This window comes from Streptomyces caatingaensis (assembly GCF_001187435.1).
In the GTDB taxonomy this organism is placed as follows: Bacteria; Actinomycetota; Actinomycetes; order Streptomycetales; family Streptomycetaceae; genus Streptomyces; species Streptomyces caatingaensis.
In genome coordinates, this window is record NZ_LFXA01000009.1 from 607276 (window position 1) to 622323 (window position 15048).

8 protein-coding genes are annotated in these 15048 nt (G+C 76.5%); 6 read left to right on the top strand and 2 right to left on the bottom strand.

Annotated features, from left to right (window positions below):
• The first annotated feature begins 213 nt into the window (after positions 1 to 213).
• Positions 214 to 1689 (top strand): MFS transporter, encoded by a 1476-nt coding sequence (locus AC230_RS15995; protein ID WP_078871281.1) that lies wholly within the window; start codon positions 214 to 216, stop codon positions 1687 to 1689.
• On the opposite strand, the gene AC230_RS16000 is transcribed toward AC230_RS15995, so the two are convergent.
• Positions 1686 to 4424 carry a lysylphosphatidylglycerol synthase transmembrane domain-containing protein gene (locus AC230_RS16000; RefSeq protein WP_049716836.1) on the bottom strand — a complete coding sequence of 913 codons (2739 nt, stop codon included), beginning with the start codon at positions 4422 to 4424 and terminating at the stop codon, positions 1686 to 1688. The genes AC230_RS15995 and AC230_RS16000 overlap by 4 nt on opposite strands.
• A gap of 155 nt (positions 4425 to 4579) precedes the next feature.
• On the opposite strand from AC230_RS16000, the gene AC230_RS16005 reads away from it, so the two are divergent.
• The 5 genes from AC230_RS16005 (at position 4580) to nudC (ending at position 14773) form a co-directional block, all read left to right on the top strand.
• The gene (locus AC230_RS16005; protein WP_049716837.1) at positions 4580 to 5059 is read left to right on the top strand and encodes an MGMT family protein; all 480 of its coding nucleotides are present in this window, start codon (positions 4580 to 4582) and stop codon (positions 5057 to 5059) included.
• A gap of 237 nt (positions 5060 to 5296) precedes the next feature.
• Positions 5297 to 8686, top strand: coding sequence for an ATP-dependent helicase (locus AC230_RS16010; RefSeq protein WP_078871314.1), 3390 nt, complete (start codon positions 5297 to 5299; stop codon positions 8684 to 8686).
• A gap of 44 nt (positions 8687 to 8730) precedes the next feature.
• Positions 8731 to 12354, top strand: a complete 3624-nt coding sequence (locus AC230_RS16015; protein ID WP_049716839.1) for an ATP-dependent DNA helicase — start codon at positions 8731 to 8733, stop codon at positions 12352 to 12354.
• Between the two features lie 10 nt (positions 12355 to 12364).
• Positions 12365 to 13774: a dipeptidase gene (locus tag AC230_RS16020; RefSeq protein ID WP_049716840.1), complete on the top strand. Its 1410-nt coding sequence runs from the start codon at positions 12365 to 12367 to the stop codon at positions 13772 to 13774.
• Positions 13775 to 13843: 69 nt separating this feature from the next.
• Entirely contained in the window at positions 13844 to 14773 is a 930-nt protein-coding gene (gene nudC / locus AC230_RS16025; protein ID WP_049716841.1) for an NAD(+) diphosphatase, read from the top strand.
• Between the two features lie 22 nt (positions 14774 to 14795).
• Here the strand turns inward: nudC and AC230_RS16030 are convergent, their stop codons facing one another.
• Positions 14796 to 15041, bottom strand: a complete 246-nt coding sequence (locus tag AC230_RS16030) for a mycoredoxin (protein ID WP_049716842.1) — start codon at positions 15039 to 15041, stop codon at positions 14796 to 14798.
• Between the last annotated feature and the right edge of the window lie 7 nt (positions 15042 to 15048).

Here is a 15048-nt window from a genome sequence, read left to right on the forward strand (position 1 = left end):
GTGTCAGGGCCCGGAACGGCGCGCCCCGGAAGCGCGCGCCCTGCCGTCGTCCGGGCGGCCCGCCGAGACTGAGGGCCGCGGGCGGCACGGCCGCCGCGGACCCAGGGGGCGCACGGCGCCGGGCCGCGGCCGGGGCGGCGGGGCCGTCCGCGGGCCACGTCCCCCGTGCCGCGCGGCCGTTGCCCGCCGCCGGCCCCGCGAGAAGGAGTTCCCATGTCGTCGGACGAGTCCGGCATACCGTCCGTCACCACCCCGCGCCCGGTCCCGGCGGCCGCGCCCGCCGCGGGCCGCGCGGGGGCGCCGTCCCCCTCCGCCGCGCTGATCGTCTCCCTCCTCGGCTTCACCGTCATCACCGTCGACGTCTCCGCGGTCACCCTCGCGCTGCCCGCGATCCGCTCCTCCCTGCACGGCGGCATGGCCGGGCTCCAGTGGATCGTCGACGCGTACACGCTGATGTTCGCGGCGCTGATGCTCTCCGCGGGGGCGCTCGCCGACCGTGCGGGCGCCCGGCGCGCGTACACCGTGGGGGTGGCGCTGTTCACCCTCGCCTCCCTCGGCTGCGCCCTCGCGCCCGGCATCGGCTGGCTGATCGGGGCGCGCATCGCCCAGGGCGCGGCCGCCGCCGTGATGATGCCCGCCTCGCTGGCGCTGCTGCGGCAGGCCTACGAGGACCCGGCCCGCCGGGCCCGCGCCCTCGCGCTGTGGACGGTGGGCGGTTCGGTCGCCCTGGCCGCCGGGCCCGTGCTGGGCGGACTGCTCACCGAGACGGCCGGCTGGCGCGCCGTCTTCCTGCTCAACCTCCCGCTCGGGGCGGTGGTCCTGGCGCTGCTGACCCGGACCGCGCCCTCCCCGCGCCGGCCCCGGCCGCTCGACCCGGCGGGACAGGTCACCGCCGTCCTCGCGCTCGCGGCCCTGACGTTCGCGGTCATCGAGGGCGGGCACGCGGGCTGGTCCGCGCCCTCGGTGGCGGGCGCGTCGGCCGTCGCGGTCCTGGCGGGCCCGGCCTTCGCCGCCGTGGAGCGGCGGCACCCGGCGCCGATGGTGCCGCCGGCGATGCTCCGGCAGCGCGGCGTCGTCCTGCCCCTGGTGATCGGCTTCGCGGCGAACGCCGGCTTCTACGGCGTGGTGTTCCTGCTGGGCCTCTACTACCAGCAGCTGCGCGGGATGCCGGGAACGGAGGCGGGGCTGATGTTCGTCCCCCTGGCCGCCGTGATCACCGCGGCGAACCTGCTGTCCCCGCGGCTGGCCGAGCGGCTGGGCCGCCGCCCGGTGATCCTGGTGGGCCAGGCAGTGCTGGCGGTGGCGATGTTCGCGCTGCTCCCGCTGGGTGAGGGGACGCCGATGTGGCGAGTGGTGTTCCTGCTGGTGCCGATGGGGCTGGGCGGCGCGCTCGCCATGCCCGCCCTCACCGCCCTGCTGATGGACGCCGTCCCCGCCCACCGGGCCGGTACGGCCTCGGGCCTCTTCAACGCCGTCCGCCAGACCGGCGGGGCCCTGTCCGTCGCCGTCTTCGGCACCCTGGTCGCCGGGCCCGGCGACACCTTCTCCCTGCCAGGCCTCCGCGCGAGCCTCGTCGTGGCGGGGACGGCGCTGTGCGCCACGACGCTGCTGACGGCGTGGGTGTTCGCCCGCGAGCGGGTGCCGGCGGCGTCCCGCCGAGCCGGCTGGACGGGCCGCCCGCGCGACTAGATGGCCCCCTTGCGGGTCAGCTGGTTGAAGCAGAGCCAGCCCGGCAGGACCGGCAGCCAGAAGGTGAGCAGGCGGTAGAGGAGCACCGCCGGGGTCGCCGTCTCGGCGGGGAGGCCCGCCAGGGTCAGGGCGCCGATGAGGACGCCCTCGACGGCGCCGACGCCGCCCGGGGTCGGCGCGGCCGAGCCGAGGGCGTTGCCGGCGAGGAAGATGACGGCGACGCTCGCGTAGCTCATGTCGCCGCCGAAGGCCCGGATCGAGGTGTCGAGGCACATCACGAAGGCGGCGGTCAGCAGCAGCATGCCGCCGATGCCGTTGACCAGCTTCCGGGGCCGCTGGAGGAGGTCCAGCATGCGCGGCACGACGCCCGCGAACAGCGACCGCACCCGCGTCGAGACGAACTTGCGCAGGAACGGGATGGCCGTGACGACCAGCACCAGCACCGCCGCGGTCAGCAGCCCGCCGATGACCGTGCGGGACGGCGGCAGCGGGGACGACGTCCGCTCGGTGCCGGTGATGTAGCCGAAGGTGAGCAGGAGCACGATGTGGGCGGCGAGACCGATCAGCTCGGAGGCGCCGACGCTGGCGACGGCCAGGCCCGGCCGGATCCCGGCCCGTTGCAGGAAGCGGGAGTTGAGGGCGACGCCGCCGACCGCCGCGGGCGCGACCAGCTTCACGAAGGAGCCCGCGACCTGGGCCATCACCGTCCGCAGGAAGGACACCTTCTCCGGGACGAAGCCCAGCAGCCGCATCGCCGCGGCGAAGTAGCTCAGCACGGAGAACGCGGCGGCGGCCGCGACCCAGCCCCAGTTGGCCTGCTCGACGATGTCGCCGAAGCGGACGTGCGAGAGCTGGGAGAGCAGGAAGTACGCGGCGATCGCGCCCGCGATCGAGCTGATCAGCGTCCGCGGCCGGATCCGCTCCAGCCGGACGGGCTCTATCGGCGCCTGCGGCCGGATGAGCAGCACCTGCCGGCGGATCTGCGCCAGCAGGTCCTCCTCGCGGGCCTCCTCGGCCGCGACGTCGAGGGCCTGCTTCTCCGCCTTCTTCTCCGCCCGCTTCTCGGCCTTCTCGGCCTTGATCGCCCGGCGCCCGTCCTCCTCCGCCGACCCGCGGGCCGCGCGTTCGCGGGCGCGTTCCTCCTTGGCGATCCGGGACGCCTCCAGCACTGCGTCCCGCTCGCGCCGGGAGCGTTCGCGGGCGAGCCGGCGCAGGGTGGCCCGGCTCGCGCGGGTCAGGGCGATCGGCTGGAGCAGCGGCAGGCTGTCGGCCACCGCGTCCGGCCCGAGGACGGAGACGGCCGAGGCCACCACGCGCTCGGCGCCGACCCGCAGGCCCAGGGTGGTGAGCAACTGCGCGATGTCCATGCGCAGGACGATGTCGCCCGCCGCGATCTCCCCGCCGCGCAGGTCGGTGAGCACGACATTGCCGGAACGATCCACCAGGAGCGAGTCGCTGTCGAGCCGGCGGTGCGCGATGCGCCGCGACTGGAGGGCCTTGACCTGCCGGAAGGCGCTGGCCAGCAGCTCGTCGGTCAGCTCGGCGTCGGGGATGGTGTCGAGCCGGCGCCCGCCGATGTGCTCGTACACCAGCATCACGGCGTCCGGGCCCAGCTCGGAGGTGGCGATGAGCTTGGGCGCGTTGGCGCCGGCGGCGATGGCCGCGTAGGCGAGCAGCGCCTCCTGCTCCAGGGCCTGGCGCAGCGACTGGAGGCTGCGCCGCTGGGTGAAGCCGCGCAGGGCCAGGCGCTGGTAGACGCGGTAGAAGAAGCCCTGGGCCTGCCGCTCGCGGTCCACGACGGTGACGTCGAGCGGAGGCCCGTCCTCCAGGGTGACGACGTAGCGGCGGCCGCGGTCGTGCGGCTCGCTGTCGCCGGCCGGGTCCTCGGTGCGCAGCGCGGTCACCGGCCGGAAGCCGACGCGCCGCAGCCCGTGCAGCAGGTGCTGGCCGGTCGGACGGACGTTGGGGGAGCCGACGGCGTAGAGCGTGCCGTAGGCGACGGCCCAGCCGATGAGCACGGTGATGACGATGGAGAACGGCGTCGAGTAGCCGTTGACCAGCACCGCGAAGGCGTCCAGCAGCAGCACCGCCCACATCGCGACCCGCCAGCGCGGCCGTCGCGACATGCCGACGGCCGTCATGTAGGCGATCACGGGGGCGAGGTAGCCGTGCACCGGGTCGGTCAGGCCGTGGCCGGTCGGGCTGCGCCGGGTGAGCGCCTCGCGGATGGTCTCGGGGGCCGCCTCGGCGACCCAGAGGGCGGCGCCCAGGGAGACGCCGTGCGCGAGGACCGCGGCCAGGACGCCGTCGGCGATGCGCAGCCCGTCCCGTTTGATCAGCCGCTCGACGGCGAAGGCCACCGGCACGATGAAGATCGCCACATTGGCGGTGAGCCCCGCGACGCTCGCCAGCGTGGCCGGCGCGCGGCCCGCGCTGTCCTTGACGTCCGCCTCCAGCCCGGTCGTCGTGCCGTGGGCGAACGCCGCCAGGGCGAGGACGAGGGCGATGCCGACGATCCCCAGCAGCATGCGCACCAGGTCGGCGGGGCGGTGGACGCGGGCCGGGAGCAGCGGCTCGTCGCCGGAGACCTTGTCGATGTGGACCTCGCCGTCCTTCGTCTCGGAGGGCCGCGGCGCGCCCTTCCCGGGCAGCGCGTGGGGGGCGCGCGCCTCGTCGTGAGGCCCCGCGCCCTGCTCGCCGTCCGTCTCGTCCCGGTCTTCTCGTTCTCGTATCACCGCAGTCACCGCCCGGAAGATGGTGGCATGGCCCGGCGGGGCGAGGGTGTATCAGGGTGCATTTCCGGGGCGCGGACAACGGATCGTACGCCCTGCGGTCGGGTGCCGCACTCCGTGCGGTCCCGGCCGTCCCGGGGCCCGGCCCGGCGTGCAGTATGGACCGGGTGACCGACGAAGCACTGCCCGGAGGGCCCCCTGACGCGCTGCCCGAGTACGCCGAGCGGGTCCTGGCCGTCGCCGAGACGATCCCGCCGGGGCGGGTGATGACCTATGGGGACGTGGCGGAGTGGCTGGCGCACGAGGAGCAGCCCGACGGGCGTCCCGCGCAGGGGGGCGGGCCCCGCCAGGTGGGCCGGGTCATGGCGCTCTACGGCGGTGCCGTCCCGTGGTGGCGCGTCGTGCGCGCGGACGGCGTCCTGCTCCCCGGCCACGAGCTGCGCGCCCTGGCGCACTACCGCGAGGAGGGCACGCCGCTGCGGCCGGCGGGCCGTGCCGCCGAGGGGAACGTGCCGCGCATCGCGATGGCGCGGGCCCGGTGGGACGGGAGGCCGGGCGACGACGCCGCCCGCTCCGACGCGGACGCCGCGTCCGGCGCAGATTCCGGCGGTACGGACGGTGTGAAACGCGACACCTGATCCACCGCGCATCCGTGTCACCTGAACGGATGAGGTGCCCGACGGTGCGGGGCGACTCCCGGGACGAACTGCGCCCCACCCGCCTCCTGGCGTAGCGTCGGGGACCGTCCCGACCGCCCCCGTCACCGACCAGGACCGGCAGCCCACGTGAGTTCCCACCGCCCCTCCGGCTCGTCGCGCCCGGACCGTCCGGAGCACGGGCGGACCGACCGGGCCGCCGCCGGCGCGTACCGCCTGGTGCGCACCCCGCCGGGGCCCGTGGTCCCCCCTCGCCTGGACGCGGCGCAGCGCGCGGTGGTTGAGCACGGCGGGGGACCGCTGCTGGTGCTCGCCGGGCCCGGCACGGGCAAGACGACCACGCTCGTGGAGAGCGTCGCCGAGCGCGTGCGCCGGGGCACGGACCCCGAGCGCGTCCTGGTCCTCACCTTCAGCCGCAAGGCCGCCGTCGAGCTGCGCGACCGCATGGCCGCCCGGCTCGGCGGCGCGCGCGCCCCGCAGGCGACCACCTTCCACTCGTACTGCCACGCGCTGGTGCGCGCGCACGGCGACACCGAGCTGTTCGGCGGGCCGCCGCGGCTGCTGTCCGGCCCCGAGCAGGACGTGACCGTGCGCGACCTGCTCGCCGGCCAGGCCGAGCTGGAGCGCGAGGGGCGCGGGGCGGTGCGCTGGCCGGACGAACTGCGCGCCTGCCTCACCACGCGCGGCTTCGCCGACGAGGTGCGCGCCGTCCTCGCGCGCAGCCGCGAACTCGGCCTCGGGCCGGGCGAGCTGGCGGCCTTCGCCGGGCGCACCGGGCGCGGCGACTGGGCGGCCGCGGCCGCCTTCCTCGCCGAGTACCTCGACGTCCTCGACGCGCGCGGCGTGCTCGACTACGCCGAGCTGGTGCACCGCGCCGTCCTGCTGGCCGAGCGGCCCGAGGTCGGGGCGGAGCTGGCCGCGCGCTACGACGCGGTCCTCGTCGACGAGTACCAGGACACCGACGCCGCGCAGGGGCGGCTGCTGCGCGCCCTCGCCGGCGGGGGCCGCACGCTGGTCGCGTTCGGCGACCCCGACCAGTCCATCTACGCCTTCCGCGGCGCCGACGTGGGCGGCATCCTCGACTTCCCGCACGCCTTCCCGCGCCGCGACGGCACGCCCGCCCCGGTGCGGGTGCTGACCACCTCGCGCCGCTCCGGCGCCGCGCTGCTGGCCGCCACCCGGCTGCTCACCGCCCGCATGCCGCTCACCCGCCTGCCGGCCGAGGCCGTCCGCGCCCACCGCGAGCTGACCGCCGGCCGCCCCGGCGGCCGCGTCGAGGCGTACACCTACCCGACCGCCGGCGCCGAGACCGACAACGTCGCCGACATCCTGCGCCGCGCCCACCTCGAGGACGGCGTCCCCTGGGGCGACATGGCCGTCCTCGTCCGCGCCGGCGCCCGCTCCCTGCCGGTGCTGCGGCGCGCGCTCACGTCGGCGGGCGTGCCGGTCGAGGTCGACGGCGACGACGTCCCGCTGCGCCACGAACCCGCCGTCGCGCCGCTGCTGACGGCGCTGCGCGTGGTGGCCGAACAGGTGGCGGCGGGGGCCGCCGGGGCCGCGGGGGGCGAGGGCACGGAGGGACACGCGGCCGAAGGAGCGGAGGAGACCGAGGGGGCGGAGGAGACCGAGGGGGCGGAGGAGACCGAGGGGGCGGAGGAGACCGAAGGAGCGGAGGAGACCGAAGGGGCGGAGGAGACCGAGGGGGCCGAGGAGGCGGCCGAGGGCGGGCCCGGGCTCGCGCCCGAGACCGCTCTCGCCCTGCTCACCTCCCCGCTCGGCGGCATGGACGGCACCGACCTGCGCCGCCTCGGCCGCGCCCTGCGCGAGGAGGAGCGCGCGGCCGGACGGCCCGTCCCCCGGCCCTCGGACGTCCTGCTGGCCCAGGCGCTCGCCGAGCCCGAGCGCCTGGTCGCGCACGACCCCGCGTACGCCAGGGGCGCCCGGCGCCTCGGCCTGCTGCTGCGCGCCGCGCGCGAGCGGCTCGCGGCCGGCGGGACGGCCGAGGACGCGCTGTGGATCCTGTGGGACGGCACGCCGTGGCCCGAGCGGCTGCGCCGCGCCGCGCACCGGGGCGGGGCGGCCGGGCGCAACGCGGACCGTGACCTGGACGCGGTCTGCGCCCTGTTCGAGACCGCCGCCCGCGCCGAGGAGCGCGTCGGCGGCAGGGACGTCCTCAACTTCCTGGACGAGCTGGAGGCCCAGGACATCGCCGCCGACACCCTCACCCGCCGGCCGGTGCGCCCGGACGCCGTCCGGCTGATGACCGCCCACCGCTCCAAGGGCCTGGAGTGGCGGCTCGTCGTCGTCGCCGGCGTCCAGGAGGGCCTCTGGCCCGACCTGCGCCGCCGCGGCTCCCTCCTGGAGGCCGACCGCATCGGCCGCGACGGCCTCGCCGAACCGCTGCCGCCCGGCGCGTTGCTCGCCGAGGAGCGCCGGCTGTTCTACGTGGCCGCCACGCGTGCCCGCGAGCGCCTCGTCGTGACGGCCGTCAAGGCGGCGGCGGAGGACGGCGACCAGCCATCCCGCTTCCTCGCCGAACTCGGCGTCGAGCCGGTGGACGTCACCCAGCGCCCGCGCCGGCCGCTCGCGGTCGCCGCGCTCGTCGCGGAGCTGCGGGCCACCACCGTGGACCCCGCCGCGTCCCCCGCCCTGCGGGCCGCCGCCGCCCGCCGGCTCGCGCGGCTCGCCGCGCTGCGCGACGAGGAGGACCGGCCGCTCGTCCCCGCCGCGGACCCCGACCGCTGGTGGGGGCTGTACGAGCCGACGCACAGCGAGGTGCCGCTGCGCGACCGGGAGCTGCCGGTCGTCCTCTCCGGCTCGGCCCTCGGACAGCTCGCCGACACCTGCTCCCTCCAGTGGTTCCTGGGCCGCGAGGTGCGGGCGGAGGCGCCGCCGGGTCCGGCGCAGGGCTTCGGGAACGTCGTCCACGTCCTCGCCGACGACGTCGCCTCCGGCCGCGCCCCGGCCGACCTCGACGTCCTCATGGAGCGCCTGGACACGGTCTGGGACGCGCTCGCCTTCGACGCCCCCTGGAAGTCCCGCCAGGAGCGGGAGAACGCGCGGGCCGCCCTCGAACGCTTCCTGCGCTGGCACGTGCTGGAGCGCGGCCGGGAGGTCGTCGCCGGCGAGCACCCCTTCGACGTCACGCTCAAGGCCGAGCGGTACCTGGTGCGGGTGCGCGGCTCCATGGACCGCGTGGAGCGGGACGCGGCGGGCCGGGCGTACGTGGTCGACTTCAAGACCGGCCGCAACGCCCCGAGCGCCGCCGACGTCGCCCGCCACCCGCAGCTCGCCGTCTACCAGCTGGCGGTCGGGCAGGGCGCGGTCGACGACGCCTTCGGCGGCGAACGGCCCCGCTCCGGCGGCGCGGAACTGGTCCAGCTGCGGCTGGGCGCGGCCCGGCGGGACGGGGGCGACGCCCTGCCGAAGGTCCAGGCGCAGGAGTCCCTGGAGGACTCCGGCGACGGCTGGATCGGCGAACTCCTCGCCGAGGCGGCGGGCCGCGTCCTCGACGAACGCTTCGCCCCGCGCCCCGGGCAGCACTGCGCGCACTGCGCCTTCCGCGCGGCCTGCTCGGCGCGGCCGGAGGGGCGGCAGGTGGTGGAGTGACAGCGCCCCGGCCGTTGTCGGAGGGCCCGGCTACCGTGAGGGACATGACGCCGCGCCTCACCGACCCCGAGCAGCTCAAGGACCTGCTCGGCATCCCCTTCACCCCGGAGCAGACGGCCTGCATCACCGCGCCCCCCGCCCCCCAGGTCATCGTCGCCGGCGCCGGCTCCGGCAAGACCACCGTCATGGCGGCGAGGGTCGTCTGGCTCGTCGGCACCGGCCAGGTGCGCCCCGAGCGCGTCCTCGGCCTCACCTTCACCAACAAGGCCGCCGGCGAGCTCTCCGACCGCGTCTGCAAGGCCCTCGCCAAGGCCGGCGTCGCCGCCGGCGAGGCCACCGACGAGGAGGGCCCCGGCGACCCGCAGATCTCCACCTACCACGCCTTCGCCGGCCGCCTCCTCAAGGAGCACGGCCTGCGCATCGGCCTGGAGCCCACCGCCCGCCTCCTCGCCGACGCCACCCGCTTCCAGCTCGCCGCCCGCGTCCTGCGGACGTCACCGGGCCCGCACCCCGCGCTCACCCGCCCGTTCGCCGACCTCGTCGCCGACCTCCTGGCCCTCGACGGCGAGCTCGCCGAGCACCTGGTGGACCCGGCCGCCCTGCGGGCCCACGACGAGGAGCTGCTCGCCGCCCTCGACGGCGCCGAGCTCACCAACGCCGACCTGCGCAAGGTCCCCGAGACCGCCCGCGCCCGCCGCGAGCTGACCGGCCTCGTCGAGGCCTACCGCACGGAGAAACGCCGCCGCGACCTCCTCGACTTCGGCGACCAGATAGCCCTCTCCGCCGCGCTCGCCCGCACCCGCCCGGAGGTCGGCCGCATCCTGCGCGAGGAGTTCGAGGTCGTCCTCCTCGACGAGTACCAGGACACCTCCGTCGCCCAACGCCTCCTGCTCGCCGCCCTGTTCGGCGGCGGGACGGGCCACGCGGTCACCGCCGTCGGCGACCCCTGCCAGGCCATCTACGGCTGGCGCGGCGCCTCCGTCGCCAACCTGGACGACTTCCCCCGCCACTTCCCGCACGCCGACGGCCGCCCCGCCGCCCGCTACGCCCTCGGGGAGAACCGCCGCAGCGGCGGCCGCCTGCTGCGCCTCGCCAACGGCCTGGCCGCGCCGCTGCGCGCGCGCCACGAGGGCGTCGAGGCGCTGCGCCCCGCCCCCGGCGCCGAGCACGACGGGCTGGTGCGCTGCGCCCTGCTGCCCACCCAGGCCGAGGAGCTGGCCTGGCTCGCCGACTCGATCGCCCACCTGGTGCGCACCGGCACCCGCCCCGGCGACGTCGCCGTCCTGTGCCGCACCGCCGCCGACTTCGCCCGGATCCAGGGCGCGCTCGTCGGGCGGGACGTCCCGGTCGAGGTCGTCGGCCTCTCCGGGCTGCTGCACCTGCCGGAGATCGCCGACCTCGTCGCCGTCTGCGAGGTCCTCCACGACCCCACGGCCAACGCCGCGCTCGTCCGCCTGCTGACCGGCCCGCGCTGGCGCATCGGCCCCCGCGACCTGGCGCTCCTCGGCCGCCGCGCCCGCACCCTCGTCCCCTGCGGCGCGGCCGGGACGGACCCGGAGCGCCGGCTCGCCGAGGCGGTCGAGGGCCGCGACCCGGCCGAGGTGATCTCCCTCGCCGACGCGCTCGACACCTTCCTGGCCGCGGGGGACGCCCCGGCCGACGGCCTGCCGTTCTCCGCCGACGCCCGCGTCCGCTTCGCCCGCCTCGCCACGGAGCTGCGCGAGCTGCGCCGCTGCCTGGCCGATCCGCTGATGGACGTCCTGCACCGCGTCCTCGCCACCACCGGTCTGGACGTCGAGCTGTCCGCCTCCCCGCACGCGCTCGCGGCCCGCCGCCGCGAGACGCTCCACCAGTTCCTCGACATCGCCGCGGGCTTCGCCGGCCTGGACGGGGAGGCCGGGCTCTCCGCCTTCCTGGGCTTCCTGCGCACGGCCGAGCGGTACGAGAAGGGCCTCGACAGCTCGCTGCCCGGCGCGGAGAACACGGTCAAGGTCCTCACCGCGCACAAGTCGAAGGGCCTGGAGTGGGACGTGGTCGCCGTTCCCGGCCTCGTCGCGCGGACGTTCCCCAGCGAGCAGCCGCGCGAGTCCTGGACGGCCCAGGCCCGCGTCCTGCCGCACGCCCTGCGCGGCGACGCGGACACGCTCCCCGGCGTCGGCTCCTGGGACGCCAAGGGCATGACCGCCTTCAAAGCCGCGATGAAGGAGCACCAGTCCGTCGAGGAACTCCGCCTCGGCTACGTCACCTTCACCCGCCCCCGCTCCCTGCTCCTCGGCTCCGGCCACTGGTGGGGCCCCGAGCAGAAGCGCCCCCGCGGCCCGTCCGCCTTCCTCCACGCCCTGCGCGAGCACTGCGAGGCGGGCCACGGCGAGATCGAGGTCTGGGCGGACGCGCCCGAGGAGGGCGCGGAGAATCCCGCCCTGGCCGAGCGGGAGACCGACCTCGCCTGGCCCCTCCCGCTGGACGCCGGCTCCCTGGCGCGCCGGCGCGCCGCCGCCGACGCCGTCCGCGCCCACCTCGGCCGCACCCCCGGCACCCGCCCGGCCCCCGAGCCGTCCCACGACGCGGACTGGCCCCCGCCACCGGAGGAGGACGACGAGCCCGCCTTTGACGACGGGCCTGCCTCCTGCGACGAGTCCGCCCCCTGTGGCGAGCCTGCCCCCTACAGCGAGCCTGCCTCCTTCGACGGACCCGTCTCCTCCGACCACGAGCCCGCCCCCTACGACGAGGAAGAGGAGGAAGAGGAGGAAGCCACCCTGGCGGCCTGGGACACCCTCCCGTCCGCCCGCCCCCAGGGCGCTCCGGGCCCGGGGCACCCGCCCCCTGCGCGCCACCCCGCTTCCGCCGCCGCCCCCGCCCTCGCCCCCGATGAGGAGCCCCTCACCCCCGAGGAATCCCGCCTCGTCGACTCCTGGGACCGTGACCTGGAGGCACTCGCCGGAGAGCTCCGCCGCGCCCGCGCCACCGTCCGCGACGTGCCCGTCCCGGCGACGCTGACCGCCACGCAGCTCGTGCGCCTCGCCGCCGACCCCGACGCGTTCGCGGCCGAGCTCGCACGCCCCATGCCGCGCCCCCCACGCCCGGCCGCGCGCCGCGGCACCCGCTTCCACGCGTGGCTGGAGTCCCGCTTCGAAGCCGTCGAAGAGCTGCTCCTGCCCGGCTTCGAGGAACCCGGCGACCTCGACGGGCCCGGGGAGGACGGGGAGGACGACGACGGAGTGGCCGGCGACGAGGACCTCGCCGCCCTCAAGGCCGCCTTCGAGCGCACCCCGTACGCCCACCGCGTCCCCCACCGCGTGGAGGCCCCCTTCCAGATCACCCTCGCCGGCCGCCTGATCCGCGGCCGGATCGACGCGGTCTACCGCATGGCGGGGGCCGAGGAGCGCTACGAGATCGTCGACTGGAAGACCGGCCGCGACCGGGACACCGCCGACCCCCTCCAGCTGGCGATCTACCGCCTGGCCTGGGCCGAGCGCCGGAACGTCCCCCCGTCGCGGGTGACCGCCGCGTTCGTCCACGTCCGCGACGGCACGGTCGTCCGCCCGGCGGACCTGCCCGGCCGCGCCGCCCTGGAGGCGATCCTGCTCGGCGGGGGCGGCGGACCCGGCGGGCCCGCAGAGGACCCGGAGCGGGAAACCCGGTCCCGGTCACCGCACGTGTCCGGATAGGCTCGATGCCATGAGCCACACCCCGGACAGTGCCGTCCGCGCGTACATCGAGCAGCACCGCGCCGCCTTCCTCGACGACCTCGCGGAGTGGCTGCGCATCCCCTCCGTCTCGGCCGACCCGGGCCGCGCCGCCGATGTCCGCCGCAGCGCCGACTGGCTGGCGGCGAAGCTCAAGGAGACGGGCTTCCCGACGGTCGAGGTCTGGGAGACGGGCGACGGCGCCGGCGCCCCCGCCGTCTTCGCGGAGTGGCCCTCGGGGGACGAGGGCGCGCCCACCGTGCTGGTCTACGGCCACCACGACGTCCAGCCCGCCGCCCGCGAGGACGGCTGGCACACCGACCCGTTCGAGCCCGTCGTGAAGGACGGCCGGCTGTACGCGCGCGGCGCCGCCGACGACAAGGGCCAGGTGTTCTTCCACACGCTCGGCGTCCGCGCGCACCTGGCGGCCACCGGCCGGACGGCCCCGGCCGTCAACCTCAAGCTGCTGGTCGAGGGCGAGGAGGAGTTCGGCTCGCCGAACTTCCCGGCGCTGGTCCGCGCGCACGCCGACCGCCTCGCCTGCGACAGCGTGATCGTCTCCGACACCGGCATGTGGGCCGAGGACACCCCGACCGTCTGCACCGGCATGCGCGGCCTCGTCGAGTGCCAGATCGACCTGTACGGGCCGGACCAGGACATCCACTCCGGCTCCTTCGGCGGGGCCGTGCCCAACCCGGCCACCGAGGCCGCCCGCCTGGTCGCCGCGCTGCACGACGAGGACCGCCGCGTGGCGATCCCCGGTTTTTACGACGGCGTGGTGGAGCTCACCGACGCCGAGCGCGAGCTCTTCGCCGAGCTGCCCTTCGACGAGGAGCGCTGGCAGCGCACCGCGCACTCGCACGCCACCCTGGGCGAGGCCGGCTTCACCACCCTGGAGCGCGTCTGGGCCCGCCCGACCGCCGAGGTCAACGGCATCGGCGGCGGCTACCAGGGCCCCGGCGGCAAGACGATCGTGCCGTCCTCGGCCATGCTGAAGCTGTCGTTCCGGCTGGTGGCGGGCCAGGACACGGACCGGATCCAGCAGGCCGTGCGGGAGTGGACGGCCGCCCGCCTCCCGGCCGGCATCCGCCACGAGATCACCTTCACCGGGGCCACCCGCCCCTGCCTGACGCCGCTGGACCACCCCGCGCTCCGGTCCGTCGTCCGGGCCATGGGCCGGGCCTTCGGACAGAAGGTCCGCTTCACCCGCGAGGGCGGCTCGGGCCCGGCCGCCGACCTCCAGGACGTCCTGGGCGTCCCGGTGCTGTTCCTCGGCATCTCGGTGCCGTCGGACGGCTGGCACGCGCCGAACGAGAAGGTCGAGCTCGGCCTCCTCATGAAGGGCGTGGAGACCGCGGCCCACCTCTGGGGCGACCTCGCCGCGGGCCCGGACGGGCACTGACGGGGGAGGGCCGCACCACCGGCCCCAGACGCACCACGACCATCACCACAGGGGGAGTTGGAAGCAGCCGTGACCACCTGGACCGCATTCCCGGCCGACCGTCCCATCACGCTCAGCGGCGCGAGCGGCATCGACCGCGCCGCGCACCACCGCCTGGACGAGGCGTGGCTGGCGGCGGCCTGGAGCCACCCCTCCACCCGGGTCTTCGTGGTCTCCGGGGGCCAGGCGCTGATCGACGACACCCCCGACGGCCGCACGGAGCTGGTGATGACGCCGGCGTTCGAGGCGCCCGTCACCGAGACCCACCGCTACTTCCTGGGCCAGGACGAGGACGGGGTGGCCTACTTCGCCCTCCAGAAGGACGCCCTGCCCGGCCGCATGGACCAGTCGGCGCGCCCGGCCGGGCTGCGCGAGGCGGGCCTGCTGCTGTCGCCGCGCGACGCCGGCCTGCTGGTGCACGCGGTGGCCCTGGAGAACTGGCAGCGGCTGCACCGCTTCTGCTCGCGCTGCGGCGAGCGCACCGTCATCGCCGCCGCCGGCCACATCCGCCGCTGCCCGGCCTGCGGCGCCGAGCACTACCCGCGCACCGACCCCGCGGTGATCATGCTGGTCACCGACGAGCAGGACCGCGCGCTGCTGGGCCGCCAGATGCACTGGCCGGAGGGCCGCTTCTCCACGCTCGCCGGCTTCGTCGAGCCGGGCGAGTCCATCGAGCAGGCGGTGCGGCGGGAGGTCGCCGAGGAGGCCGGCGTGGTGGTCGGCGAGGTGGAGTACGTCGCCAGCCAGCCCTGGCCGTTCCCCTCCAGCCTGATGCTGGGCTTCCGGGCGCGCGCCGTCTCCGCCGAGATCCAGGTGGACGGCGAGGAGATCCACGAGGCGCGCTGGTTCTCCCGGGACGAGCTGCGGGCCGCGTTCAAGTCCGGGGAGGTGCTGCCTCCCAGCGGGATCTCGATCGCGGCCCGGCTGGTCGAGCTCTGGTACGGCGAGCCCCTGCCGTAGCGGGGACGCCGTAAGGCGGGGGTCAGACGCCGACCCCGATCTTGGCCTTGACCTGGGCGAGAGAGGGGTTGGTGAGCGTGGAGCCGTCGGCGAACAGCAGGGTCGGCACCGTCTGGTTGCCCCCGTTGGCCTTCTCCACGAAGGCGGCCGACTCCGGGTCGAGCTCGATGTTCACCTCGGTGTACTCGATGCCCTCCCGCTCCATCTGGCGCTTGAGTCGTACGCAGTAGCCGCACCAGGTGGTGCTGTACATCGTCACGGCGGACATCGGGGCT